This is a genomic window from Pollutimonas harenae (assembly GCF_004153685.1).
Classification (GTDB): domain Bacteria; phylum Pseudomonadota; class Gammaproteobacteria; order Burkholderiales; family Burkholderiaceae_B; genus Pusillimonas_C; species Pusillimonas_C harenae.
The window spans coordinates 979,677-1,003,189 of record NZ_SDQD01000002.1 but is presented as its reverse complement, the minus strand read 5'-3'; the positions used below and the strand labels follow the sequence as shown (position 1 = coordinate 1,003,189).

Below are 23,513 nucleotides of genomic sequence, written 5' to 3'. Positions count from 1 at the left end.
CGCTAGCGTTCTATACCTTGGTATCGACATTGCGGCCCTGCAGTTGCGCAATCATGCGTGCCACACGAATGACTGCATCGGTAGGGATGGTGCGCAATACATCGCCGGTGTCGCTATCGATAATGGACACCACCAGGCGTCCGGCTTCCGGATCGATGTCGAAACGCAGCCCGGTGGACCACGGCTCCATTTCGCTGTTCAGGGCTTTCAGTGCCTCGCGCAGCGGATCCATGCCCTGGACCGCCTCCCGTCCGCGCGGGGTTGTCGATGTGCCCGTGTTCAAGACTTGGCCAGCCTCGGTTACCTGTACGGCGGGTTCTGGCAACGATGGAGGCTGCTCGGCGGCGGGCAAGGCATAGGGTGCTGCGGCAAGACCTGTGGCGACGGGGTTGACCATCTGTGGCTCCTGGTTGGGTGGGCGCGTAACGCCTTACGGCGTCTTAACGGCAGTTGCAGTGCATTCTTTAATCAGGCGAATAAGCAATAAATTGCCGGGCTGATCCTTCCAACGGAGTCTGGCAAAGCGGGCCACAATGACGCGATGATCGTCAGCTCCTCTATTTCGCATGCCTAGCACCGAAGACCAACTTGTTGGTCAGTATGCCCCGTTGGTTCGCCGCTTGGCGCTGCAGCTTGTTGCCAAGCTGCCCGCCAGCGTAGAGGTGGACGACCTGATGCAGGCCGGCATGATGGGCCTGCTGGATGCCGTACGACGCTATCAGCAAACCGCAGACGCTCAGTTCGAAACCTATGCCGTCACCCGCATACGCGGCGCCATGCTGGATGAGCTGCGCAGCCAGGACTGGCTGCCGCGCAGCGTGCGCAGTAAAACCCGGAGTATCGAACAGGCCATACACACCCTGACCCATCGCTTGCTGCGCGCACCTGCCGAATCGGAAATTGCCGAAGAAATGGGCGTCCCGCTGTCGGAATATCAGCAGCTGCTGGAAGAGGCTCGGGGTGTGCAAATATTGCATTACGAAGACCTGGCGGGGCAGGGCGAGGACGCCGGCTCTGCCCTGGATCGTGCTCCTGGCGACGGCGGCGCCGCGCAGGCCACCCATAGTGCCAATCCCTTGAGTCAGCTGATGTCCAAGGGGTTGCGGCATGCCTTGATGGAGGCCATTAAAGCGCTGCCCGACCGGGAACAACTGCTACTGTCACTGCAGTTTGAACAAGACCTCAACCAGAAAGAAATTGGTGCCGTCATGGGCGTTACCGAAGGGCGTGTGTCGCAATTGCGATCACAGGCCGTTGCCCGCATACGGGCCGCCTTGGCACACAGCGATTGGCATGAAAGCCCGGGTGAAACCGAGCTTCATGCCTTGTTGTAGGGGCGCTGTGCTAGTGATCAAGACCGCGCAGGCAATGTGCCTTTTCCTGTAGCACCATTAAGATATATATAAAATAGATCTTAATGGATCAATTTGGGCTAGCGTGTAGCCTGGATCAATAACAACAGGATGCTTTGATGGAAATCGACCGCTTTAAAAAACAACACGTGGAAATTTTGCAAGGTATAGCCACCCTGCGCAAGCTGGCGCACGCGGGTATTGAAGTGAATGCGCGTGAAATTGCCCGGCAAGTGCAGGCCTTGGGTTCAGTCATTACCTTGCACCTGGCCATTGAAGACCGCATTCTGTACCCATCGCTGCAAAAAGGAACAGACACGGGACTGGCGGAAATGGGCAAGGTCTACCAGGAAGACATGAAGGGTATTGCCAGCAGCTTTATTGCGTTTGCACGCAAGTGGAGCGTAGCCAAGGTTGTAGCCGAGCAGGCCGAAGCGTTCCGTGCCGAGGCCAATACGGTGCTGAAGGTATTGCATGCGCGCATGCAAAGAGAAAATACCGAGTTCTATCCGGCTATTGAGGCGGTGTAGTTTCCATTACACAATAGAAAAGCCGCTAATCGCAGGATAGGCGGCTTTTAGCTCTGTATGAGGACGGTTGCCCGTCCTCGACTGCTTTGAATTAACGCAGCAGCGACAGAACGCCTTGCGGTACTTGGTTGGCCTGAGCCAGAACCGAAGTGCCAGCCTGTTGCAGGATTTGAGCGCGAGTCATGTTGGAGACTTCGACTGCGTAGTCAGCGTCTTCAATACGCGAGCGAGCTGCGGACAGGTTGGTGACGGTGTTGCTCAGGTTGGCGATCGTGGACTGGAAGCGGTTTTGCACAGCACCCAATTCACCCCGCAGTTTATCAACCTGCTGGAGTGCTTTGTCGAGCTTATCCAGCGGTTGTGCCGTGCGAGGTTGAGCTGTGTTTGTTGTATCTGCAGCGTCGGTATCGTAATTTGTCTTGGCTGTGGATGCAGCGGCTGCATCGGCAAAAGTGACGCCCACGGCGCCAGTCCCTGCGTTCACATCGGTGGCCGCGACTTTATAGAGGTTACCTTCACTATCTGAGATAGCGTAGTCGGCATATTTACCAGTCGTTGCATCAAGCTCACCGTAACCATACAGCTTCGTTGCGTCCGTCGTGAAATCCGGGTCGCCTGCTGCAGTTGTCGTAAAGGTAACGGTAATCTCTACGTCTGGGCTAACCGTTTTAGTGCCATTGGCATCAGTCGCGGTGATTTGAGTAACAGCATTCAAGCCGCTGACATTGAAGCCCGCCAGTTTCAGTGTGGAAGAGCTAATCTCAGTAAGTCCGATTTCGATAACTTCGCCGTCGTTCGCCCCAACTTGAACAGAAAGCGTGCTTGCTTCGCTGGAGAGAACCTTCACTCCATTGAATTGAGTCTGTTCAGAAACACGGTCAATTTCAGCTAGGCGCTGGGTGATTTCTTCCTGAATCGAAGTCAAATCTGACGCCGAATTGGTGCCGTTAGCTGCTTGAACTGTCAGCTCACGCACACGCTGCAGGTTGTTGTTGATTTCGTTCAACGCACCTTCAGTCGTCTGAGCGATGGAGATACCATCGTTAGCGTTACGCGTAGCCTGAGTCAGACCCTTGATATTAGCCGTGAAGCGGTTGGCAATAGCCTGACCAGCTGCGTCGTCCTTGGCGCTGTTGATGCGCAGGCCGGAGGACAAGCGTTCGATGGCGGAGCCGAGGGCGCCTTGCGATTTGGTCAGGTTGTTCTGCGAAACCAGAGCCAGATAGTTGGTGTTAATGACAGACATGGATTGCTCCTGTAGGGAAAAGGTGTCGGCTAGTTACTGCCGGTTAACCAGGAAAGCCCTTTCGGGTGGAATCCTGGCCCTTCACTATTGTGTTGGGCAGGCCCTGTATTTCCTGTACAGCCTTGTTTACGGCAGGGAGGCGGACAGGTTTAGGGTGCTGTCATTAATTTCTGTTCATTACGGTGTCCGACGCTGCGTGGCGCTCCCCCTAATCACGCCGACAAGCTATCATAGGTACGCTAGTACCCGTCTTTATTTCCCACGAGCTTGCCACATATGATTTCCAATCCCGTTCTGCGTTTCGGCCTGGCGGCCAATCGTTTGCATCATGAAACCTATGGGGCTGCGCTGTTCCAGTGGCTGGAGCAGTCGGCGGCAGGCATACGGGAACTGGGCATGGAGTGCTATACGGTAGGCCGTACCTTCGATGCCATCGAGCGGTCGGGTTTGCTGGCCGGGTATGGCGGCCTGGTGCGGTATCCCTTTGGCCGCGAAGGCGGCCTGATGAAGCTGGTGGCACGGGTTACCGATGGCGGAAATGGAGCTGAATCGTTTGATGGTGCCATTTATCTTATCGATCCGGTGGATCCCTCTTCGATTTTTCCCGAGGCCTTGGCACTTAAGCGCCAGTGCATCACGCACGGCCGGCCCTTCGTTTCCACCTTGATGGGCGCTATCGAGTGGGTGGAAATTGAACGTTTGTGTGCCGGGCTGGCGCCCGATCCAGCCCGCGCTCCCTTATTTGATTTTTCGGGCCAGACTTTGGCGCTGATTGCGCACGATGCCTTGAAGGACGATATGGTGGCATTTGCCGACCAGCATTTCGAGGTGTTATCGCGCTTTGCGGGCAGGGTGGGTACGGGTACGACCAGTGGCCGCTTGAATGAGTTGGCCTGGTCGCGAGGCTGGCCCAAGGATACGCCCTGGGTGCAGCCCTATTTAAGCGGGCCTTTGGGCGGTGATGCCCAAATTGCCGAACTGGTGCTGGAGCGGCGCTGCCAGCGGGTGATCTTTTTTGAGGATCCGCACGTGGCGCGTCAGCACGAGGCGGATATTCAGCTGCTTGAACGCGCGGTACGCGTCGTGACCGACAAGGCGGCCTGCATTGCCTCGCCAGCGGTAGCGCATAAATGGGCGGGTGCTGTCGGGCCTTTGAAGGCCTAGCAAGCTAGCTGGCCGGTCAGCGCGGTACTGGCCAGCCGCTACGCAAGAAAAAAGCGCCCATGCTAGGGCGCTTCATCATACGGTTTAGTCTTCGCGCCGCAGGTGCGGAAACAGAATCACGTCGCGTATGCTGGGGCTGTCAGTGAGCAGCATGACCAGGCGGTCTATGCCTATGCCGCAGCCACCCGTGGGCGGCATGCCGTATTCAAGAGCGCGTATATAGTCGGCGTCGTAGTACATGGCTTCTTCGTCGCCGGCGTCCTTGGCTTCGACCTGGGCCAGGAAGCGTGCGGCCTGGTCTTCGGGGTCGTTCAGCTCTGAAAAGCCATTTGCGATTTCACGGCCGGTCATGAACAGCTCGAAACGCTCGGTGATGCCTTCCTGGGTATCAGAGGCACGTGCCAGTGGCGACACTTCTACCGGGTAGTCGATGATGTAGGTGGGGTTCCACAGCTTGGCTTCGGCGGTTTCTTCGAACAGGGCCAGTTGCAGGGCGCCCAGACCGGCGCGGGCCAATACGGGGCCGTTGACATCGGCGCCCAGGCGCTTGAGTTCGGTGCGCAGGAAGGCTTCGTCCTGCAGCTGTTCCTCGGTGTAGCCGGGTGCGTACTTGAGGATGGCCTGTACGATGGTCAGGCGATCGAAAGGCTTGCTCAGGTCCAGGGTTTTTTCCTGGTAGGTCAGCACGGCGCTGCCGCTGGCGGCAATGGCGGCTTCGCGTATCAGGGTTTCCGTAAAGTCCATTAGCCAGCGGTAGTCGGTATAGGCCGCGTAGAACTCCATCATGGTGAATTCGGGGTTGTGACGCGGGCTCACGCCTTCGTTGCGAAAGTTGCGATTCACCTCAAACACGCGCTCAAAACCGCCCACCACCAGACGCTTCAGATACAGCTCAGGCGCAATGCGCAAGAACATTTCCATGTCGAGCGCATTGTGGTGGGTTACAAAGGGCTTGGCTGCCGCGCCGCCCGGTATGGGGTGCAGCATGGGGGTTTCGACTTCAAGAAAGCCGGCGTTGACCATGTGGTGGCGTATGCTGCCCATGGCCTTGCTGCGTGCCAGAAAACAGCGGCGCGTTTCTTCGGTCATGATCAAATCGACGTAGCGCTGGCGGTAGCGCAGTTCGGTGTCGGCCACGCCGTGGAACTTATCGGGCAGGGGCCGCAGCGACTTGGTCAGCAGGCGCACCGTGGCCGCATGCACCGAGAGTTCGCCTTTATTGGTCTTGAACATGGTGCCTTCGACCGCGACAATATCGCCGATGTCCCAGGTTTTGAACTGGGTGTAGATGTCTTCGCCCAAGGTGTTCTTGTCCAGGAATATCTGGATGCGGCCCGAGCTGTCTTGCAGGGTGGCGAAGCTTGCTTTGCCCATGACGCGCTTGAGCATCATGCGGCCGGCCACCTTGACCTCTTTGCCGACTTCGGCCAGCGTTTCTTTATCGAGCTCGTCGTAGGCGGCGTGCAGGGCGGCGGCGTGGCTGTCGGGCTGGAAGTCGTTGGGGTAGGCCACGCCCTGGGCGCGCAGCTTGGCCAGCTTGCCACGACGCTCGGCGATCAGGTGGTTTTCGTCAGTGGCAGTACTGGATGGCGTTGATTCGTTCATGATGCTTGTAAATTAGGCGTGATTTCTGATGTCGTCGAGCACGGTGGTGCCGAAGTCGTCGCTGGACAAATAGCGCAATATGCGGCCGGCCACATCGGCGGGCGCGGCCAACTGGCCTTGTGCATGCAATTGAGCAAAGCGCTCTACGTTGGGAAAGTCGATGCTGGTGCTGCCGCGTATGGTTTCCTGCATGCCGGTGTCAACCACGCCGGGCGCCAGCGAAACGATGCGCACGCCATGGTTTTCGGCGTGCAGCACGTTGCTGTAGTGATCAAGGGCGGCTTTGGTGGCGCAGTATACGCCCCAGCCCGCGGTGGGGTTGCGGCCCGCACCCGACGATATATTGATGATGCGACAGTCGGCCTGCAGCGGCTTGACCGCCTGCAGGAAGGCTGCCGTGATCAGCATGACGCTGGTGACATTAAGACTGAAGGCGGCTGTAATGGCTGCGGCGTTGTCCAGGTCGGCCGCCTGGTGTATGGGGTGTACGGTACCGGCGTTATTGATCAGCACATAGCGCTTGGCGCCTGCTGGCAGGCCAGCCACCACTTGCTTGGCCACGCGTTCGGCGGCCGATGGGTTGGCCAGGTCGGACTGCACCTGCTGCAGCGTGCAGCCCGTGGCGGCGGCATGTTCGGCCAGCTTGGGATCATGGCTGCGAGCCACGGTGGTCAGGCGGGTGTCGGCCTGCATCAGGCCTAGGGCCAAAGCCTGGCCCAGCCCGCGCGAGGCGCCCGTTACGATGGCGACGGTGCTTGCTTGCATGTTTTATACCCCCTGTTTCAGACTGGCCTGTATGAACGGGTCGAGGTCGCCATCCAGCACTTTTTGTGTGTTGGAGATTTCGACGTTGGTGCGCAGGTCTTTGATACGGCTCTGATCCAGCACATACGAACGAATTTGATGGCCCCAGCCCACATCGGTCTTGGCATCTTCCATTTTCTGCTGTTCGGCCATGCGGTTGCGCATTTCGAGCTCGTACAGACGCGATTTAAGCATTTGCATGGCTTCGGCGCGGTTGCGGTGCTGCGAGCGGTCGTTCTGGCACTGCACGACGATACCGGTAGGCTGGTGCGTGATACGCACGGCCGAGTCGGTTTTATTGATGTGCTGACCGCCGGCGCCGCTGGCGCGATAGGTGTCTACACGCAAGTCGGCCGGATTGATGTCGACTTCAACCGAGTCATCGACTTCTGGGTAGACGAATACGCTGGCAAACGAGGTATGGCGGCCATTGGCCGAGTCGAAGGGGCTTTTGCGCACCAGGCGGTGTACGCCGGTTTCGGTGCGCAGCAGGCCAAAGGCGTATTCGCCTTCGATCTTGATGGTCGCCGATTTGATGCCGGCCACGTCGCCATCGGACTCTTCGAGTACTTCGGTTTTGAAGTCTTTGTGCTCGCAATAGCGCAGGTATTGGCGCAGCAAGATGGAGGCCCAGTCCTGGGCTTCGGTACCGCCGGCGCCGGCCTGGATGTCCATGAAGCAATTGAGCGGGTCGGCGGGGTTCGAGAACATGCGTCGGAACTCGAGTTCTTCGAGGCGGGTGCCGATGGCGTCGGTGTCGTGCTCGACGGCAGCCAGCGTGGCGTCGTCGTCATCTTCGGCGGCCAGTTCGAACAGTTCTTGTGCGTCGGACAGGCCGTTGGCGATGTCGGTCAGCGTGTGGACGACGGTTTCCAGGCTTTTTTTCTCGCGCCCCAGGTCCTGGGCGTGCTTGGGGTCGTTCCAGACGTCGGGGCTTTCGAGTTCGGCGTTGACTACATGCAGGCGTTCAGCTTTGGCATCGTAGTCAAAGATACCTCCGTAAGGACTCTTGGCGCTCGGCGTAGTCTTCCAGGCGGGCGGCAAGTTGGTTCTGGCGTTCGGCTTCCATAATTGTTCCTGATGGTGTCTTTTTTTGTTTAACCCAGCATTTTACCCTGTACTGAAGGCGAAGAGGCTGGCCAAAGGGTTTTGGCCTTTTGTGGTCGCAGGGATAGAATGCGCATTGTCCTGATTCTATCGTGCCCCGATGCACTCGCCCATTCATGCGCTCATCCATCAACAAATATAAATCCATGCTGCCTGATCCTGGGGTCGGTAGTGGACGGGCAGGGGGGCTGGCGGTGATGTCGCCCGCCAACTTCGGGATGGTCATGGCGACTGGCATTGTGTCTTTGGCAGCGTATATGCTGGGTCACGAGCGCCTGGGCCACGGCTTGTTCTTGCTGAACAATGTGCTGTTTGCCGTGCTCTGTGTATTGACGGTGTTGCGTGCGCTGCGCCATACCCGGGCCTTCTTCGCTGACATGTCGGACCACTTGCGAGGGCCGGGGTTTTTTACTACGGTGGCGGCTTGTGCCGTGCTGGCAGCCCAGTATATGGTGCTGCTGGGCGACACACACATAGGGATGCTGCTGTGGGCGGCGGCGCTGGTCATGTGGTTTGTGTTTACGTATGTGATCTTCACCGTGTTGACCGTCAAACGCGATAAGCCCACGCTCGATCGTGGCATCAATGGCGGTTGGTTGTTGGCCGTGGTGGCAACGCAGTCGATTGCGGTGTGCAGCACCTTGCTGGGTGCGACTACGCAGCAGCCTTATCGGCTCGAGCTGAATTTTCTGGCGCTGTCGATGTGGCTGTGGGGTGGCATGCTGTATATCTGGCTGATGTCGCTGATTTTTTATCGCTATACCTATTTCCGCCTCGAACCCGATGATCTGACGCCGCCGTACTGGATCAATATGGGCGCCATGGCGATATCCACGCTGGCCGGTTCTTTGTTGATTGAAAATTCGGCCGAGGCGCCTTATTTGTCGTCCTTGCAGCCTTTTATAAAGGGCTTCACGATTTTTTATTGGGCGGCGGGCACGTGGTGGATACCGATGTTGCTGATGCTGGGTTTATGGCGTTATGTATACAAGCGTTTTCCTCTGCGTTATGACCCTTTGTACTGGGGCGCGGTGTTTCCGCTGGGTATGTACGCGGCCTGTACTTATCATTTGAATCAGGCGATGGGTTTCGATTTGTTGTCGTATTTGCCACCGGTGTTTTTCAGCCTGGCCATTGTGGCCTGGACGCTGGCTTTTGTGGGCTTGCTGGTTAGTGTGGCCAGACAGGGGTTTATACGGCGCTAGATTGTCGTTTTTGGTTTTAGCATGTGTGCGCTGAGGGCCCTGTATCGAGGTCTTGTGATTTTTATACGTGCGTCAGGGACTCATACGTACGTGCTTCAGACTTGTACTAATCCGGCCTGGCAGGTGTTTGCGAGGCGGTCGAGCTCCCGTGTCTCGGTCCTGCTGCGCAGGACTTCCTGCGGCTGACCCGTCTGGCGAGGCAGTCGCAGAACTCGCGCCGTCGGGCCGGTGGCCCGAAAGCCGTCGCTCAAACACCTGCTCCTTGGCCTCCTCGCCAGGCGGGTCAGCCGCAGCGAGGCCCGAAGTCGCTCTCCCACCCCGCAAACACCCGCCAGGCCTCGTAGTGCGTCAGTTTGGGACGATGCTTGAGTAGGGTCAAGGGTCACAGGCCAAAGGCCAAGGGTCATAAGGATCTGGAAAAGCGGCCGACCATGGCTGGCTAAGTGTTCATCACATGGTATGCAGGTCTGTCTGGTTGACAGGGGTGGAGGGCGGTTCTCGGATGCGCCGGGTTTGAGTTACAGCCAGGGATGCAAGGCTTCGGCTGTTCGAGGGCGCGCTTTCGGGCCGCAGGGCCGAGCGCACGAGTTCCGAAGCCGCCCTGGCTGCAACTTAAACCCGGGTAGTTCTGGCCAAGGGCCAGAACCGCATACGACTAGCCCGCAGCCCCTGTCAACCAGACAGACCGTGGTATAGACACTGACCGTATGATAGACGCTGAGAACCCGAAATTCCGAGCACGTTTAACGCAAGAACGGGCTGGCTTCATCAGGCCAGCCCGTTCGTGTTGTTTGTTAGCTTGCATGCACGTTGTTTGTTAACGCACATGCGATCGAGCCAAAATTACCTTAGAACAATTTAAGCTCCGGCAGCCACAGCGTGATGGCCGGTACATAAGTGATGAGCACCAGGAAGGACAGTAGCAAAATCAGCCACGGCGAGGCGGCCCGCACCACTTGTCCTATGGTCATCTTGGTAATACCCGCCGTTACGAACAGATTCAGCCCTATGGGTGGGGTGACCATGCCGATCTCGAGGTTGACCACAATGATGATGCCCAGGTGGACGGGGTCTATGCCCAACTGCATGGCGATGGGGAACAGTATGGGAGCCAGGATCAGGATGATGCCGGTGGGCTCCATGAACATGCCCCCAACCAGCAGCAAAATGTTGACCACGATCAGGAATTGCCAGGCGGCCATGTCCCAGGCCACGATTTGTTCGGCGATGGCTTGCGGAATGCGTTCGGTGGTAAGTACGTGGGCAAACAGCAGGGCGTTGACGATGATGAACATCAGCATGATGGTCACCTTCGAAGCATCGATCAGCACTTGGGGAACTTGCCGCATGCCGATGTCGCGATAGACGAAGACCGCCACAAAGAAGGCGTACACCGCTGATACGGCCGCCGCCTCGGTGGGGGTGAAGATACCGCCGTAGATGCCGCCCAGGATGATGACGATGAGCATCAGGCCCCAGAAGGAATCGCGTCCGGCGACCATGACTTCTTTAAGTGAGGCGCGAGGCTGGCGAGGCATGTTTTTTACACGGGCCAAAATATAGATGGCCAGCATCAGTAGGAAGCCCAGCAGCAGCCCTGGCACCACGCCGGCCATGAAAAGCTTGCCGACCGAGGTTTCGGTGGCGGCGCCGTACACCACCAGCACGATGGATGGCGGAATGAGAATGCCCAGGGTACCCGCATTGCAAATGACGCCCGCGGCAAACGATTGCGTATAGCCCGAGCGGACCATGCCGGCGATGACAATGGAGCCGACCGCGACGACCGTGGCAGGCGAGGAACCCGACACAGCGGCAAACAGGCAGCAGGCCATGACCGAGGCGATAGCCAGCCCGCCATGCAGGTGGCCCACCGACGCAACGGCAAAGCGGATCATGCGCCGGGCGACGCCGCCCGTGGTCATGAAGGCGCCGGCCAGTACAAAGAAAGGAATGGCCATCAGCGTGAAGTGCTCGGAGCTTTCGAACATTTTCAGGGACAGCGAGGCCAGGGAATCGTGGCCGAACAGCAAAATGGTCAGTATCGACGACAGGCCCAGGGCTACGGCCACAGGCATGCCGATGAACATGAACACGAACAGCATGATGAAGAGCGCGCCGGTAGTCATGATTTTTCCTGTGTGGTGGGCGAGGTGTCGTCACTGGAGTACTTGAGGGCGTCTTCGGCCTCGTCTCCCAGGAGGTGCGCTTCTTTGCCTCGGGCAAGATTGAACAGAATTTGACCAAAACGGAACAGCAGCAAAACAAAGCCTATAGGCATTACCATGCGCGGTATCCATTGATAGATGGGGATATCTTGCGCCAGGATGCCGATCTCGTAGATTTTGGAGACATAAACCCAGCTGCCGATCAGGACAATAACGGTATACAGCAGGCAGAGTGCGGTGGCGATCAGGTTCAGTACATGAGCCACCGGCTTGGGCAGTACCTTGACCAGCGCATCAACCCCTATGTGTGCATTGACACGCACGCCGTACGCGATACCCAGGAAGATCAGCCCGGCAAACAGAAAGGTGCTGAGCTCTAGCGCCCAGACAAAACTGTAGTTGAACACGTACCGCGCAATAACCTGGCCGAAAGTGACCAGCGTCATAGCGGCAAGAATCAGGCCAATAAGCCCTTCTTCCAGCCGCTCGTACCAAGCTGTTTTCATCTGGGTGCTCCGCACATTTTAAAAAGCCGCGCAAGCGCGGCTTGTTTCTATCTACTATTTATTATTTTCTATTTTACTGCTGATCATTGGACGCCAGGGCGGCCTTGATCAGGTCGGCGCCGATATCGCCTTCGAATTTCTTCCAGACGGGCTCCATGGCGGTGCGCCATGCGGCAATATCTTCTTTGCTGAGGGTTTGCACCTTGGCCGCACCGGCTTCTTCGATGCGCTTGCGGTCGCGTTCGTTCAACTTGGCTGCCATATCGTTGGCGTAAGTAGTGGCTTCTGCCATGGCTTGCGTCAGACCTTTACGGACATCGTCAGGCAGGCCATCCCACCATTTTGCGTTGGTGACAACCATATAGTCGATCACGCCGTGGTTGGTGTTGGCAATGGTTTTCTGGACTTCGTGGAATTTTTGCGAATAGATATTGGACCAAGTGTTTTCCTGGCCGTCGACCACGCCGGTTTGCAGGGCCTGGTAGACCTCGCTGAAGGACAGCTTTTGCGGGTTGGCGCCCAACTGGCGGAACTGTGCTTCGAGCACGTCGGAGTTCTGAATACGGAACTTGAGCCCTTTGATGTCTTCAGGACGAGTGAGCTTGTCTTTGTTGGTGGACAGCTGCTTCATGCCATTGTGCCAGTAGGCCAGGCCCTTGATGCCGCGGTTGGTCATGGAATCGAGCAGCGCCTTGCCGTTATCGCTGTGCTGGAAGCGATCAACTGCGGCCATGTCGTCAAACAGGAAGGGCAGATCGAATAGCTGGACTTTTTTGGTGTAGCGATCGAATTTGGATAAGGACGGGGCGATGAACTGGACGTCGCCCAGCAACACTGCTTCCATTTCCTTGGCGTCGCCGAATAGCTGCGAGCTGGGGAAGACCTGTACGGTAACTTTGCCAGGCAAAAGTTTTTCGGCGATTTCCTTGAATTTGACGGCGCCCTGGCCTTTGGGTGTGGACTCGGCCACCACGTGGCTGAACTTGATGACGATAGGGTCTTCTGCCAGCGCCGAGCCCGCAAAAGTCATGGCCAGGCAGGCGCTGATTGCGGTAAGTACGCGTGTAGGGGTTTTGATCATTGATGGTCTCCGTGATGTGAATGTCGCCCGCTTGGATCGACTAGTGTGACACTTTAGCGGGCGGTATCTTGAGTGTAAAGCGCTAGGCTTAGGGGTTTTACATAGGTTTATTCGGTGTCGACGCCTTTACGTACTTGTTCGGAGCGCCGGCGCAGCAGTTCGAGTGTGGCCAGAAAGAATATGGATACGATAATGAGCAAGGTGGCCACGGCCAGAATGGTGGGGCTGATCTGCTCGCGCAGGCCGGCAAACATTTGGCGCGGTATAGTACCTTGTTCTGGCCCCGCCAGGAATAGCACGAGTACGATTTCATCGAATGAAGTCACAAAAGCAAAGAGTGCACCTGAGATCACTCCTGGTCGTATCAGCGGAATGACGATATCGCGAAAGACCTTGATGGGCGAGGCGCCCAGGCTGAGTCCGGCCCGATATAAAGATGGATCAAAGCCGCTGAGCGTGGCGGTAACGGTAATGATGACAAAAGGCACGCCCAGTGCGGCGTGTGCAATGACGATGCCGGTAAACGTACCCACCAGGTTGAAGCGGGTATAAAAAAAGAACATGCCGGCCGCCACGATAATGAGCGGCACGATCATGGGCGAGAGCAGCAGTGCGGTAATGGTGCGCCTGAAAGGCATGGTTTCGCTGGCCAGCCCCACCGCTGCGACGGTTCCTAGTGTGGTGGCAATAATGGTGGCGCATATGCCTATAAAGAAGCTGTTGCGTATGGCCATCAGCCAGTTGTGGCTGTTGAAAATGGCCGCGTACCACTTGAGCGAATAAGCGTCGGGATCCAGTTGCAGCATGCCGGGCGTAAAGCTGAAGAAGGGTTCGGCATTGAACGACAGCGGAATAATGACCAATATGGGTAGCATCAGGAAGAACAGCACCGCCCATGCGGTGAGCTTGAGCCCATAGGCGGCCAGCTTGTGCCGCCAGGTGTAGTAGGCTGGGTAGGTAGCGTCCATGGTGTCAGCCCAGTTTGATGTTGCGCGCGCCGATCAGGCGGTCGTAGACCCAGTACAGCAGCAAAATAAGCACCAGTAACAGCGTGCCTAGCGCAGCGGCCAGCCCCCAGTTGTTCGAGCGCTGCATATGAAAAGCGATGATGTTGGAAATCATTTGCCCGTCGGTGCCGCCGACCAGGGCAGGCGTAATGTAGTAGCCCACCGAAATAATGAATACCAGCAGCGAACCGGCGCTCAGGCCAGGCAGGGTCAGGGGCAGGAATATGCGCACAAAGGCCGAAAACGGTTTGCTGCCCAGCGACAGCGCCGCCCGTACATAGCTGGGGTCTATGCCTTTCATGACGCTGTACAGCGGCAGAATCATGAAGGGCAGCAAAATGTGCGTCATGGCGATGACGGTGGCAAAGCTGGTGTACAGCATTTCAAGCGGGCTGTTGATCAGGCCCAGGGCCTCGAATATCGAATTGAGTACGCCATTGGTTTGCAGCAGGGCTATCCAGGACGTGGTGCGCACCAGCAGCGAGGTCCAGAAGGGCAACAGCACCAGCACCATGAGCATGCCGGCTACGCGCCTTGGCGCATGCGCCAGATAGTAGGCCAGCGGATAGCCCAGCGCGATGCATAGCAGGGTAATGATCAGGGCGATGCTTAGGGTTTTGGTGTAAAGCTGTATATAAATGCGGGCCGACTCGCGCTGCTGGATTTCGTTTTGTGCGTTGCGTTCAAGATCGAGTGCGGTGAGGTAATAGGTGTCGGTATAGACCTGACCCGTTACTTTGATGGCCTGCCACAGTTCGGGCTTGGCCCAGCGTGGATCGGCTTCAGTCAGCAGGGCCATGCCATCTTTGATGAGCGCGTCGTCCGGCATTTTGCGGAACTTGCGCGCGGTGGCATTGACCAGGCTGGATGCGCCCGGATAGGCGCGATTGATGGCGGCCGCCAGGATGCCGGAGCGGCGGGCTTCGGCCAGTTGCTTCAGTTCGGCGGCAAAGGTCGAAAAAACCACCGGCTCGGGCAGTTCGGTTTTTTTCCAGCCCGACAGCTCATGTACGGTTTTGGGGATGAGCTCGACCAGGGTGGGGTTGTACACGCTGCGATACAGCATGGTGGCGATGGGCGCCACAAAGGCAAAGAATATAAAAGCCAGCAAGGGCACGACCAGCAGCAGGCTGGCGCGCTTGCGGCGCCTTAATGCCCGGGTTTCAGCCTTGATTTCGTCGGCTGATAAAACTGCCTGCTGAGTAGTCATGCCCTGCGTCCGTCCAACTTACTTATTTCAACAACCATTCGTTGAATTTTTCGCCTAAAGACTCACCGTAGTCGGCCCAGAAGATGCCGTCGGCCTTCAGGCCTTCGTCGACGTGTGAGCTGGGCAGATGGTCAACGACGCTTTTGTCGACCAGGGCCATGGACGATTTACGGGGTGGGCCATAGGCCACGTCCTGGAAGCCGGCCAGGGCCTTGGTGCTGGTGGTAAAACTGACGAAGTCCAGCGCTTGCTTGAGTTTGGGCGTGCCCTTGACGATGCCCCAGGCGTCGAGGTCGTAAAGATTGCCATCCCAGACCATGGTGAAGGGCTTGCCCTCGCGCTTGATGGCGTCGAAGAAGCGGCCGTTGGCCGATTGCACCATGATCGCGCCACCATCGTTCAGCAGCTGGGGCGCTTGCGACCAGCTGTCGAACCAGACGATTTCGGGTTTGATGGTGTCGAGCTTGGCAAAGGCTCGCTCCTGGCCTTCGGGTGTGGCCAGTAATTTATATACGTCTTCTTCCTTGACGCCGTCGGCCAGCAGAGCCCATTCGAGATTGACCTGGGCGCGTTTGCGCAGAGCACGCTTGCCGGGGAATTTTTTAAGGTCGAAAAGGTCTTCGATGGTTGAAGGCTTTTTGTCGCCTATGGTTTTGTTGTTGTAGGCATAGACTGTGCTCCAGACGATTTCGCCCACACCGCACTCGTTTTCGAGAGCAGCGGGAATGAAGTCTTCTTCGGCGGGGGTGCCGTCGTCGCCTTTCAGCAGGATGTCGCGCGGGATGATTTCGAGCAGGCCTTCGGCGCAGGCGCGTTCAAGGTCTATGGTTTCGATGTCGACCACATCCCACTGGATTTTGCCAGCCTCGACCTGGGCCTTGATTTCAGCCACACCGCCGGTGTAGTTCTGGAACAGGATCTGTGTGCCTGTTTTTTTCATATAGGGGTCGATCTGGTGTTTTTGTTGTGCTGCACCATACGCGCCGCCAAACGATACAACGGTCAGGCTCTCTTGTGCCTGTGCAGGGCTTGCTAGCGCCAGGCCCAGCACCAGCGCCGGCCCTAACAGGGTTGTAATTTTTTTCATGGCTATTCTCCTTGGTCTCGGGATGAGTGGGTGCTAAAAGCGAAACAGTCGTTGGTCATCCAGGCCAGGACGGTTTCTTGCCCTTCGGTGAAATCGGGCGCCTTCGTATCGTTAAGGGTCTTGACGGTGATGTTGCTGCCGTCGGATAACTGAAAGTAATAGCGTATGAAGTCACCCACGTAATGGCGAGTGATGAATTTGGCCGCAATTTGGTTGTCGTAGGGCTGATTGTCTGTTTTTATGACGAGCTTTTCGGGGCGGACCGAGATGATGCACTGGGTATCGCTGGTGCTGCAGTTGCCATTGCGTGCTTGCAGCGGCGTGCCGCAGTCGAGGGATGCGTCTATGGTGTCGGTGCCGGCGCCTTTAGACAACTGGGCAGAGATCAAATTGTTTTCGCCGATGAAGTTGGCCACAAACGCGTTGGCGGGCCGCTCGTATAGGTCGTCGGGCGGGGCGTACTGCTGCACCACACCTTCGTTGAACACGGCAATGCGGCTGGACATGGTCAGCGCTTCGACCTGATCGTGGGTGACGTAAATGACGGTGAAGCCCAGCTTCTGGTGCAGCCGCGTGATTTCGAACTGCATTTGCTCGCGCAGTTTTTTATCGAGAGCACCCAAGGGTTCGTCCATGAGCACCAGCGTGGGTTCGAAAATCAGCGCACGTGCCAACGCCACGCGCTGCCGCTGGCCGCCGGACAACTGGCCCGGATGCCTGTCGCCGAACTGACTGAGTTCAATCAGCTTCAGATACTGCGCTACCTTTTCCTTGATCTGGCTTTTGGGCATCTTGCGTACCGTAAGCGGATACGCAAGATTCTGGGCAACGGTAAGATGGGGGAAGAGAGCATAGTTCTGAAAGACCATGCCGATATTGCGCTTGTAGGGCGCCGTATTGGTAATGGGCTTGCCGGCTACCGTGATGCTGCCGCTGGTTACGTTTTCAAAGCCAGCCAGCATCATGAGGACGGTGGTTTTACCCGAGCCCGATGGCCCCAGCAGGGTGACGAACTCGCCTTGTTTGACGTCGAGGCTGAAGTCTTTGACGACCAGGGCTTTTTGGTCGTAGGTTTTCTTGACGTTGGCAAATCTGAGGAATTCTTCCTTGTCCTCTTGTTCCATCTGTATTCCAGTTGATCTTGGTATTGTGATGATATGGCGCTTTAGAATAGCATCACATCAAGTTGATTTATACCGAGGGTTTCCCCCGTAAAAGGATGTCTAAGTGAGGTTTATTCATGCTGCCGATATTCATCTCGACAGCCCCCTGACCGGCCTGAGCGCCTACGAAGACGCACCCGTGCAACGGCTGCGTACCGCCACACGCGAGGCTTTCACGCGCCTGGTCAATGTGGCCATCGATGAAGCGGTCGACTTCATGGTGATCGCCGGCGACTTGTATGACGGCGACTGGAAGGATCACAACACCGGCCTGTATTTCGTCGCTCAAATGGGTCGCTTGAATCGAGCGGACATCCCCGTGTATTTGCTTTACGGCAATCACGATGCCGAAAGCCAGATGACGCGCAAGCTGATGCTGCCCGACAATGTGCACTTGTTCGGCTCGGGTAAGGCGGCCACTTTCATCAACGATACATTGAAACTGGCCGTGCACGGCCGCAGCTTCAAGGTTGCAGCCACGACTGACAACCTGGCCGCGAGCTATCCGCCGCCCGTGCCGGGCCTGTTCAATATAGGCGTGCTGCATACCGCGCTCGAAGGCAATGCCGCGCACGCCAATTATGCGCCGTGCTCGCTGGCCGAGTTGCAGGCCAAAGGCTATCAGTACTGGGCCTTGGGCCATGTACACGAGTACAGTGCCTGGCGGGGCGATGCTTGTGTGGTCTTTCCCGGTAATTTGCAAGGACGCAATATCCGCGAAACGGGCTCGCGCGGTGCCGTCATGGTCGAGGTCGACGACGAAGGCCAGATTGAGGTCGAGCGTTTGTTGGTCGATGTCTTGCGCTGGCACCGGCTCGACGTCGATGTGTCGGCTTGTGTTTCGTTTGCCGAAGTGGTCCGTGCCATAGCCGCGGCGATGCAAGCTCTGTTGACTGAGTTCGATGCCGATATGCCGTTGGCCGTTCGGGTGATGGTCAACGGCGCAACGCCGGCGCATGGCGAGCTCTTTGGCCTGGAAGGCCAACTGCGCGCTGAAGTACTGGCACAGACGATGGCCTTGGGCCATGATCGCCTTTGGCTGGAAAAGGTAAAACTGGCCACGCGTGCGCCGATGGAATCCGCTGCGCACCATGACAACGCTGAAGCCCTGGCCGATTTGCGGGTCTTGCTCGACCAGGCGAAAGGGGACCCCGTTTTTCTTGAAAGCCTGCAAAATGACCTGATGGGGCTGGTCGGCAAGGCGCCTCAAGCGCTGCAGGGCAGTGTTCCATGGTTCGACGATATCCGGGCGAGTGACCTGAACCGCTTGCTCGACGAGGTTGGTCCGGCCTTGATGGCTCACATAAGCAAGGCGGAGTAAGCGGCATGCGATTGCAAAGGCTGGATCTTATCCGCTACGGAAAATTCACTGATCGCAGTGTGCCGCTGGCCGCGCCGTCTGAATATGACTTCCATCTCATCCTGGGGCCCAACGAGGCTGGCAAGTCAACCTTGCGCAGCGCCATGCTCGATTTGCTGTTTGGTTTTCCAGTACGTACACCGCTGGATTTCGTGCACGCCAAATCTGAGCTGCGTCTGGGCGCCATGGTGCAGCAGGGTGATCAAACTCTGGATTTTCTACGCCTGAAGGCCAACAAGAATACTTTGCGCACGCCAGACGAAACACCGCTGCCCGATACCGCACTTGACCCTTTTTTGAATGGGGCGAGCCGGGCTTTTTTCGACAAGATGTTCGGTCTGGACCATCCTCGGCTGGTGCAAGGCGGTAACAGCATACTGAATGCACAGGACGATGTCGGGCAGATTCTGTTTCAGTCGGCGGCGGGCCTGGCCAGTCTGGGTCAGGTGCGCGATGCGCTGGAAGCCGAGGCAGACAGCCTCTGGGCTCCCACTCGTTCGATGAAAAGAGCGTACTACGTCGCGCGTGCCGATATGGATGCTGCAGTCGAGACGCTGAAAAATGCCACGGTACATACTCGAAAATGGACGGAGGCTCACGAGCGTGTTCAAGAGCTGGAGAGGCAGTTGCAGGAGCAACGCCGTGCTCTGCTGGCGCTTCAGGCCAAGCGCGATCGCCTGGAGCGCATACGTCGTGTGAATCCAGTCATGCGGGAGCTGAACGAGAGCCTGGCGCAGTTGGCCGGGCTGGGCGAGGTTGTCAGCCTGGCACCCGATGCGGCACAGATACGGGAACACGCTCAGCGTGCTCAAGCCGTCGCACAGCACGGCTTGCAGTTTCGGCAAGCGGAGCTGCAACGTCTGGAACAGGCTCTGTCAAGTATTAACATTGAAGATGCATTTCTGGGCTTGCGACAAGAGATCAATGTACTGGATGGCCGGCGTCACCAGTTGGCCAATCATCCCTCGGCCATGGAGCGTTATCAGGGGCAATTACTGCAGCTGACGCAAGAGGCCTTGCTGCAACAGGTTGAGTTGGGTCTGGCGGATGCCCAGACTACGAGGGGTGTGCAAGACAGCTCCTTTGCCGAGCAGGTTTTGCGCAAGCGGCTGCCAGCTCTGCCGGTACGCAAGCATGCTGAACAGTTGCTGCGTGATCACGGCACGGTGACACAGGCGCTGGAGTCCACTCAGGCTTTGCTGCGTGAACGGCAGGCCGAAACCGACGCTATCGAGGCCAGGCTGCAAACCCAATCCGTAGTCGAAGTCAGTGCCGAATTACGCGGGGCGCTGGAACATGCCAAGGCTTTGGGTGACAGCCATGCAGCCATACAGAAAGCACAGCTGTCGGCGCACAAGGCACAGGCTGCCTTGGCGCAGGCGTTATCCGGTTTGGGGCAATGGGGGCGTCCCGCAGAGCAACTGGCTGGCCTGACGTGGCCTTCGGCCCAGCTCGTGGCAGCATGGCTTGCCGAGCGCCGCGACCTCCTGTCGAGTCTGAAGTCAGCAACACAGCGCTGCGATGAGCTGTCGGCCGTTGTCGACAAGGACGCGTTGCGTCTGCGGCAGTATCGCGAACAGCACCATCCGGTTACGCAAGAAGATCTGGTGCGAGCGAGGGACCGGCGCAATACAGTCTGGCAGTCGATCAAGCAAGGTAGTACACCCCTGGTCGAAGCGGTAGAGCCTTTCGAAGCCTCGTTGCGTAGCGCCGATGCGCTGGCCGACCAACGCCACGACAAGGCGCAGGAAGCAGCCCATATGCAAAGTTTGCAGCATCAGTGGGAGCAGGCTTGCCAGGACTTGCAACAGGCGCAACAGCGGCGAGATGCTGGCCAGCAGGCATTGGATGCCTTTGATGCGCAATGGCTGGCGTCCAGCACCACGCTGGGTCTGGCCGGTTTGACACTGGATCAGGCCCCCGACTGGCTGGTCAGCAAAGACCGGGCACTCGAGGCGGCACAGGCACTGGCCTTCGCCCAGCAAGATCTGGAGCAACTGCATCTGGCGCAACAGGCGGCACGTGACAGATTGGCCCTGGCTCTGGTCGACAATGCGGCAACAGACGCACAGGCCGCGCAGGCTCAAACGCTGGAGAGCCTGCGCGTACAGGCCGAAGCCTATAGCCGCCAAGCTGATGCTGCTGAAGCGCGGCGAGAGGCCTGGCAGGCACAAGCCATCCAGGCCCGGCTGACACTGGAGGCTGCACAACAGGCTTCGACCGAAGCGCAGACCCGGAACACCAACTGGCGGCAAGCCTGGTCGGACGCCTTGACACAGCTTGGACTGGCACCAGACACCAGCCCTGGCGCAGCCGAAGGCGCCCTGGCGTTGTTGACATCGATTTCTGACAAGCTGGAGCAAATACGTCGCCTACGTAGCGAAAGGCTGGATCTCATGCAAGCCGAGCTTGACGATTTTGTCGAGCAGGCAGCCAGGCTGGCGCATGCGGCGGGCCTGGAATGCGCCGAGGCAGAGCAGCTGACGTACGCCGACGCCGTTGGCATCAGCCAGGTGCTGGCGCAGCGCTTGGCCCAGGCCATCCAGGCGCAGGAAGAGGCTATCAAGCTGGATCGCGCCCTGAATCTAGAGCGGACCGAGATTCGTGCCGCCGAACAGGCACTGCACGAAGCGCAGGCAGCCATAAGGCCTATGCTGGACCAGGCTGGCGTCCAGACGCTTGACGCTCTGGGGCCGGCCATCATCAAGTCTGATCAGCACCGTACGTTGGCGCAGCGCGTCGAGCAGGCTCACGCACGTCTGTCGCAGGAAGGGGATGGCTTGAGCCAGGACCAGCTCCAACAGGAGCTCGATAGCGTCGATATTGCGGCGCTGATCACGCAGTGGAACAGCCTGCAGGCCGATATCGAGCAGGCGACTCAGGCCCAGAGTGACCTGGCGGTGCAATTGGCCGGCGCCGAGCGTGAGTTTCAGGCCATGACGGGTGCCGATGATGCGGCACAGGCCGAAGCCGCGCGGCAAGATGCTCTGGCCAGAATGAGCGATGCCGCTGAGCGTTACGTCAAAGTCTTTACGGCTTCCCGTTTGTTGCGCTGGTCCATAGACCGTTACCGTGAGGAAAAGCAAGGGCCCATGCTGACGAGGGCCAGCGCTATTTTTGGAGAACTGACTTTACAGTCCTTCGAACGGCTGCGGGTAGACTTCGACCGGCAGCCCATGGTGCTGGAAGGGCAGCGCGCCGACGGGCATTGCGTGGGTATAGACGGCTTGAGCGACGGCACGCGCGACCAGCTTTATCTGGCTTTGCGGCTGGCAGCGCTGGAACTGCACCTCGAACAGGCGCCGGCTTTGCCTTTCATTGCCGATGATTTGTTCATCAACTACGACGATGCACGTTCAGAAGCCGGCTTGCGCGCGCTGGCTGAGTTATCCCGCCATACGCAGGTGATTTTTTTGAGTCACCACGATGCCTTGCTGGAGCCAGCACGCCGTGTGTTTGGCGAAGCACTGGATGTGGTCAGGTTGTAGCGGTCGTGAGGCCTGTCAGTTGCCGGCGATGTCCGCATCACTGATGCCGCGCCGCTGGCGCATGGCCTGGCCGATGCGGGTGATGTCGGCGTCGCCAAGCAGCCGTGCAGCCATAGGAAACAGCTCGTCTTCTTCGCGCTGCATATGGTCTTCGTACAGGCTGATGAAGGCATCCAGGAGGTCGGCGGGCAGCTCTGCTGGCTGGCCGTCAGCGATCTGGGACAGCACAACGCGCAAGCGGCGCCAGCCTGCCTCGAGCTTGCGGTGATCGGCGGCCAGACCATCGGTCAGCTGCCGTATGCAGATGGCATCCGACCCGGCCATGGACTCGAGCAGGGCGGGAAACAAATCTTCTTCTTCGTCGGCGTGGTGCTGCAGGGCAGAGGTGTCGAAATAGCGCATGATGCGGGTTGCTGCGGTGCGAGCCTCTTCGTCAGGGCCGTGTTCGCGTAAATGTGGAACCAGTCGCCTGAGTGTGCTGCACTGGCGTTCAATACGATAATGACAAGCACTGAGCATTTCCAGCGGGGCTTCTGTGCTGGCCGCCGGACCTGAAAAACCGGGAAAGTCTGTAGTCATGGTGAAGGTCTCCGGACACGGGTCTCTGGATATACTCTTATCAGCCACTAATTATAGTAACCGGAGACTTTCATGCCACAACCGAATTACGTGTCTGCGCTGGGCGCACCCGATGCCAGCAGCCTCGATGACGACATACAGGCTGTATTTCAAAAATGCACCGAAAAGCTGGGCCTGGTGCCCAATGTACTGGCCGCCTATAGCTTGCGCCCTAACAAATTGCGCAATTTCATGGCCATGTATAACGAGCTGATGCTGGCGCCGTCGGGGCTCAGCAAACTCGAAAGGGAAATGATTGCAGTGGTGGTGTCTAGTGCCAACCATTGCTATTACTGCCTGGTGGCGCATGGGCAGGCGGTGCGTGCGCTGTCGGGTGATCCACAGTTGGGCGAGATGATGGTGATGAATTATCGGGTGGCACCACTGGAACCGCGTCAGCGCGCCATGCTGGATTTCGCCTGGAAACTGACCAAAACCCCAGAGCAAGTCGTCGAATCCGACCGGGCGGCCCTCACGGCGGTGGGGCTGAGCCAGGAGGATATCTTCGATCTGGCCGATGTCGTAGGTTTTTTCAATATGTCGAATCGCATGGCCATCGGGATAGACATGATTCCCAACCCTGAATACCACGGCATGGACAGGCCCGCTGCCTTTGTCCCGCCGCCCAAAAAAGACAAGTCCGTGTAAATTTGCAACATAACGGTTTTCTGCCCGCCGCAGGCCCGCGGCGGCTGTTTTCTTATGCAGCGTTACAGAGCTTGCCTGTTGCTCATATATTTCACTGGGTTATAAGTAAAGACGATTAAATTTCTTGTGATGATAGTTTGTGATTAGTACAGTTCGATATAACC

General features: G+C 57.9%; 20 protein-coding genes. 7 read left to right on the top strand and 13 right to left on the bottom strand.

Annotated elements, in window-relative coordinates:
- Positions 1 to 10: 10 nt before the first annotated feature.
- Positions 11 to 397, bottom strand: coding sequence for a flagellar protein FlaG (locus tag ERD84_RS11540; protein WP_130039751.1), 387 nt, complete (start codon positions 395 to 397; stop codon positions 11 to 13).
- A 169-nt stretch (positions 398 to 566) separates the two neighbouring features.
- Between ERD84_RS11540 and ERD84_RS11535 the strand changes: the two genes are divergently transcribed.
- On the top strand, positions 567 to 1,334 hold the full coding sequence (locus tag ERD84_RS11535) for an RNA polymerase sigma factor FliA (protein WP_130039750.1): 768 nt from the start codon (positions 567 to 569) through the stop codon (positions 1,332 to 1,334).
- Between the two features lie 137 nt (positions 1,335 to 1,471).
- On the top strand, positions 1,472 to 1,882 hold the full coding sequence (locus ERD84_RS11530; RefSeq protein WP_130039749.1) for a hemerythrin domain-containing protein: 411 nt from the start codon (positions 1,472 to 1,474) through the stop codon (positions 1,880 to 1,882).
- Positions 1,883 to 1,973: 91 nt separating this feature from the next.
- Here the strand turns inward: ERD84_RS11530 and ERD84_RS11525 are convergent, their stop codons facing one another.
- Positions 1,974 to 3,128 carry a FliC/FljB family flagellin gene (locus tag ERD84_RS11525; protein ID WP_130039748.1) on the bottom strand — a complete coding sequence of 385 codons (1,155 nt, stop codon included), beginning with the start codon at positions 3,126 to 3,128 and terminating at the stop codon, positions 1,974 to 1,976.
- Positions 3,129 to 3,404: 276 nt separating this feature from the next.
- Here ERD84_RS11525 and ERD84_RS11520 point away from each other — a divergent pair, with 276 nt between their 5' ends.
- Positions 3,405 to 4,292 (top strand): methylglyoxal synthase, encoded by an 888-nt coding sequence (locus tag ERD84_RS11520; RefSeq protein ID WP_167667398.1) that lies wholly within the window; start codon positions 3,405 to 3,407, stop codon positions 4,290 to 4,292.
- A gap of 84 nt (positions 4,293 to 4,376) precedes the next feature.
- Here ERD84_RS11520 and lysS read toward each other — a convergent pair whose 3' ends face one another.
- The 3 genes from lysS to prfB all read right to left on the bottom strand — a co-directional run bounded on the left by lysS (position 4,377) and on the right by prfB (position 7,770).
- A complete protein-coding gene (gene lysS / locus ERD84_RS11515) occupies positions 4,377 to 5,897 on the bottom strand; it encodes a lysine--tRNA ligase (RefSeq protein ID WP_130039747.1) in 1,521 nt (506 codons plus the stop codon).
- Between the two features lie 12 nt (positions 5,898 to 5,909).
- Positions 5,910 to 6,662 (bottom strand): SDR family oxidoreductase, encoded by a 753-nt coding sequence (locus ERD84_RS11510; protein ID WP_130039746.1) that lies wholly within the window; start codon positions 6,660 to 6,662, stop codon positions 5,910 to 5,912.
- A 3-nt stretch (positions 6,663 to 6,665) separates the two neighbouring features.
- Positions 6,666 to 7,770 (bottom strand): peptide chain release factor 2 gene (prfB, locus tag ERD84_RS11505; protein ID WP_130039745.1). Its coding sequence is split into 2 segments (ribosomal slippage): positions 6,666 to 7,688 and positions 7,690 to 7,770, totalling 1,104 coding nucleotides; the frame shifts between segments, so codons are not numbered across the junction.
- Positions 7,771 to 7,924: 154 nt separating this feature from the next.
- On the opposite strand from prfB, the gene ERD84_RS11500 reads away from it, so the two are divergent.
- A complete protein-coding gene (locus ERD84_RS11500; protein WP_130039744.1) occupies positions 7,925 to 9,013 on the top strand; it encodes a tellurite resistance/C4-dicarboxylate transporter family protein in 1,089 nt (362 codons plus the stop codon).
- Between the two features lie 848 nt (positions 9,014 to 9,861).
- Here ERD84_RS11500 and ERD84_RS11495 read toward each other — a convergent pair.
- The 7 genes from ERD84_RS11495 to ERD84_RS11465 all read right to left on the bottom strand — a co-directional run bounded on the left by ERD84_RS11495 (position 9,862) and on the right by ERD84_RS11465 (position 17,196).
- On the bottom strand, positions 9,862 to 11,142 hold the full coding sequence (locus ERD84_RS11495; protein WP_130039743.1) for a TRAP transporter large permease: 1,281 nt from the start codon (positions 11,140 to 11,142) through the stop codon (positions 9,862 to 9,864).
- Positions 11,139 to 11,687: a TRAP transporter small permease gene (locus tag ERD84_RS11490; protein WP_130039742.1), complete on the bottom strand. Its 549-nt coding sequence runs from the start codon at positions 11,685 to 11,687 to the stop codon at positions 11,139 to 11,141. The genes ERD84_RS11495 and ERD84_RS11490 overlap by 4 nt, the downstream gene beginning before the upstream one ends.
- Before the next feature lie 73 nt (positions 11,688 to 11,760).
- Positions 11,761 to 12,768 (bottom strand): TRAP transporter substrate-binding protein, encoded by a 1,008-nt coding sequence (locus ERD84_RS11485; RefSeq protein ID WP_130039741.1) that lies wholly within the window; start codon positions 12,766 to 12,768, stop codon positions 11,761 to 11,763.
- Between the two features lie 107 nt (positions 12,769 to 12,875).
- Entirely contained in the window at positions 12,876 to 13,736 is an 861-nt protein-coding gene (locus tag ERD84_RS11480) for an ABC transporter permease (protein ID WP_130039740.1), read from the bottom strand.
- Between the two features lie 4 nt (positions 13,737 to 13,740).
- The gene (locus ERD84_RS11475) at positions 13,741 to 14,985 is read right to left on the bottom strand and encodes an ABC transporter permease (protein ID WP_130039739.1); all 1,245 of its coding nucleotides are present in this window, start codon (positions 14,983 to 14,985) and stop codon (positions 13,741 to 13,743) included.
- A 22-nt stretch (positions 14,986 to 15,007) separates the two neighbouring features.
- Complete coding sequence (locus tag ERD84_RS11470) at positions 15,008 to 16,072, bottom strand: ABC transporter substrate-binding protein (protein ID WP_130039738.1); 1,065 nt, start codon at positions 16,070 to 16,072, stop codon at positions 15,008 to 15,010.
- 2 nt (positions 16,073 to 16,074) lie between these two features.
- Entirely contained in the window at positions 16,075 to 17,196 is a 1,122-nt protein-coding gene (locus ERD84_RS11465) for an ABC transporter ATP-binding protein (RefSeq protein WP_130039737.1), read from the bottom strand.
- Positions 17,197 to 17,299: 103 nt separating this feature from the next.
- On the opposite strand from ERD84_RS11465, the gene ERD84_RS11460 reads away from it, so the two are divergent.
- Positions 17,300 to 18,556 carry a metallophosphoesterase family protein gene (locus ERD84_RS11460; protein ID WP_130039736.1) on the top strand — a complete coding sequence of 419 codons (1,257 nt, stop codon included), beginning with the start codon at positions 17,300 to 17,302 and terminating at the stop codon, positions 18,554 to 18,556.
- 5 nt (positions 18,557 to 18,561) lie between these two features.
- Entirely contained in the window at positions 18,562 to 22,083 is a 3,522-nt protein-coding gene (locus ERD84_RS11455) for an ATP-binding protein (protein WP_130039735.1), read from the top strand.
- 15 nt (positions 22,084 to 22,098) lie between these two features.
- On the opposite strand, the gene ERD84_RS11450 is transcribed toward ERD84_RS11455, so the two are convergent.
- Positions 22,099 to 22,662, bottom strand: a complete 564-nt coding sequence (locus tag ERD84_RS11450) for a hemerythrin domain-containing protein (RefSeq protein ID WP_130039734.1) — start codon at positions 22,660 to 22,662, stop codon at positions 22,099 to 22,101.
- 72 nt (positions 22,663 to 22,734) lie between these two features.
- Here ERD84_RS11450 and ERD84_RS11445 point away from each other — a divergent pair, with 72 nt between their 5' ends.
- Entirely contained in the window at positions 22,735 to 23,349 is a 615-nt protein-coding gene (locus ERD84_RS11445; protein WP_130039733.1) for a peroxidase-related enzyme, read from the top strand.
- The last annotated feature ends 164 nt before the right edge of the window (positions 23,350 to 23,513 follow it).